Genomic DNA, 2,010 nt, shown 5'->3' with positions numbered 1-2,010 from the left:
GTTTTCCACAGCCTGGGGGTGACGGCGGCGCTCGTGGCCCTCGTCCTGTGGACAGTGCTGGAGATCGCCGGGCGCGGCCGGGAGCGGGCGGTACGGCGGCGGGGGCGGGACTTGTGGCGGCAGCCACGCGACCGTGGGCGTCACCGTCACCGGGCACACCGTCACTGGGCACATGGACCTCGGGCACGCGGAAGTCGGGCACCTGGCTGTCGTCCGTCTGGTCACGGGTCGCCCGGCTGCTGGACGGGGGCACGGCAGGCGGGGCGCTGATCCGGGGGCGCGCCAGTGCCTGGGCCGCGCCACTGGGAGTGCTGGCCGCCGCGTACGGGACCGGGCACTGGGCCCGTCGCCGGGAGCCGCGACGTGCGCCTTCCGGTACCGAGGCGATGGACCCGGAACTGCCGCTCGCCGCCGATCTGCTGGCCGCGTGCCTGTCGGCCGGCGCGGGGCCGCGTGAGGCGGCCGGGGCCGTGGGCGAGTCGCTGGACGGTCCCGTGGGGCGGCGGCTCGCCCAGATCGCCGCCGAGCTGCGACTCGGGGGCGAGCCGGCCGAGGCGTGGGGGAGGTTGGGCGAGATACCGGGCGCGGCCGGGTTGGCCCGGTGCCTGGAGCGGGCCGCCTCCTCGGGGGCGCCTGCGGCCGGCCCGGTGGGCCGGGTGGCCGAGCGCTGCCGTGCCGAGCGGGCCCGGACGACGGCCGCCCGGGCCCGGCGGGCGGGCGTACTGATCACCGGACCACTGGGGCTCTGCTTCCTGCCCGCGTTCCTGGCCGCCGGGGTGGCGCCGGTGGTGATCGGACTGGCGGGCGGATTGCTCGGACGCTGAACGCGCGGGCGGAGCGCGGGCTTGCAACGGCTAGGGGGGAGGACGCGACCACTCGACAAGGCGCACTGGCGGAAGACGGCAAGGCAGCCGAAGACGGCAAGAGATCCGAAGACGGCAACAACAGGACCGGCATGGGGGTTGGGATGAGGACATGGATGCGGTGTGTCGCGCGGCGGATGCGCGGGGACGCCGGAATGACGACCAGCGAGTACGCGGTGGGAACGATCGCCGCGTGCGGCTTCGCGGCGGTGCTCTACAAGGTGGTGACGAGCGAGGCCGTCTCCTCGGCGCTCCAGTCGCTGGTGGGGAGGGCGCTCGATGTGCAGTTCTGAGGAGGGTGCCCCCGGGCCGGACGGCCACCGGCTTGGGAAGGGCCCGCCGCCCGTGGGGCGCGGGCGTCATCTCCGCGCCGACCGGGGCTTCGTGACGGCAGAGGCGGCTGTGGTGATCCCGGCGCTGGCCGCGTTCGCGCTGGCGCTGCTGTGGGGGCTGATGGCCGCCGCCGCGCAGATCCAGTGCCTGGACGCGGCCAGGGCCGGGGCCCGGGCCGCCGCGAGGTCCGAGGCCGAGCAGGAGGTGCTGGCCGCCGCCCGATCGGCGGCCCCGCCCGGGGCGAGGGTCGCGCTGCGGCGGGACGGCGACCTGTGGCGCGTACGGGTGGAAGCCCCGACCCCGGGCCCGCACGCGCTGGCCCTGACGCTGAGCGGGGACGCGGCGGCGCTGGCGGAGGACACGGTGGGGCGGCCCCTGGTCGGGGAGGAGCGATGAGGCCGAGGAGGTGGGGTGCCCTGGCGGCCAGCCGCGCGGCCCGTGCCCGGGACCGGGGCTCGGCGTCCGTCTGGGTGGCGGTGGCCGCCTCCGCGCTCTGCCTGGTGTTCGCGGCCGTCCTCGCCCTCGGGCAGGCCGTGGCGGCCCGGCACCGGGCGGGGGGCGCGGCGGACCTGGCGGCGCTGGCGGCGGCCGACCGGGCGCTGTGGGGGACGGCCGAGGCTTGCGCCGGGGCGGTCCGGGTCGCGGGAGCGCAGGGCGGCGAGGTGGTCCGGTGCACGGTGACGGGGGAGATCGCCGATGTCACCGTACGGGCGAGGTTCGGCCCGTACGCCCCGGAGATCAGGTCCCGGGCAGGTCCGGCGGCGCCTCCCGCGTACCGCTTCCTGCCGGCGGCCCCGGGGCCGGAGCCCCCCGC

4 protein-coding genes are annotated in these 2,010 nt (G+C 77.9%); all 4 read left to right on the top strand.

What is annotated here, in order from left to right; all coding sequences use genetic code 11:
• Positions 1-386: 386 nt before the first annotated feature.
• Positions 387-824: a type II secretion system F family protein gene (locus ACJA3G_RS35840; protein WP_406557208.1), complete on the top strand. Its 438-nt coding sequence runs from the start codon at positions 387-389 to the stop codon at positions 822-824.
• 131 nt (positions 825-955) lie between these two features.
• On the top strand, positions 956-1,156 hold the full coding sequence (locus ACJA3G_RS35835) for a DUF4244 domain-containing protein (RefSeq protein ID WP_406557207.1): 201 nt from the start codon (positions 956-958) through the stop codon (positions 1,154-1,156).
• Positions 1,143-1,592: a TadE family type IV pilus minor pilin gene (locus tag ACJA3G_RS35830; RefSeq protein WP_406557206.1), complete on the top strand. Its 450-nt coding sequence runs from the start codon at positions 1,143-1,145 to the stop codon at positions 1,590-1,592. Before ACJA3G_RS35835 ends, ACJA3G_RS35830 begins: the two co-directional genes overlap by 14 nt.
• The coding region (locus tag ACJA3G_RS35825) for an Rv3654c family TadE-like protein (protein ID WP_406557205.1) at positions 1,589-2,010 on the top strand (422 nt) is incomplete at its 3' end. The genes ACJA3G_RS35830 and ACJA3G_RS35825, both read left to right, overlap by 4 nt.

It is taken from the genome of Streptomyces sp. YS-3 (assembly GCF_045257485.1).
In the GTDB taxonomy this organism is placed as follows: domain Bacteria; phylum Actinomycetota; class Actinomycetes; order Streptomycetales; family Streptomycetaceae; genus Streptomyces.
The sequence above is the reverse complement of the archived record's forward strand: the minus strand, read 5'-3'. Positions and strand labels throughout refer to the sequence as shown.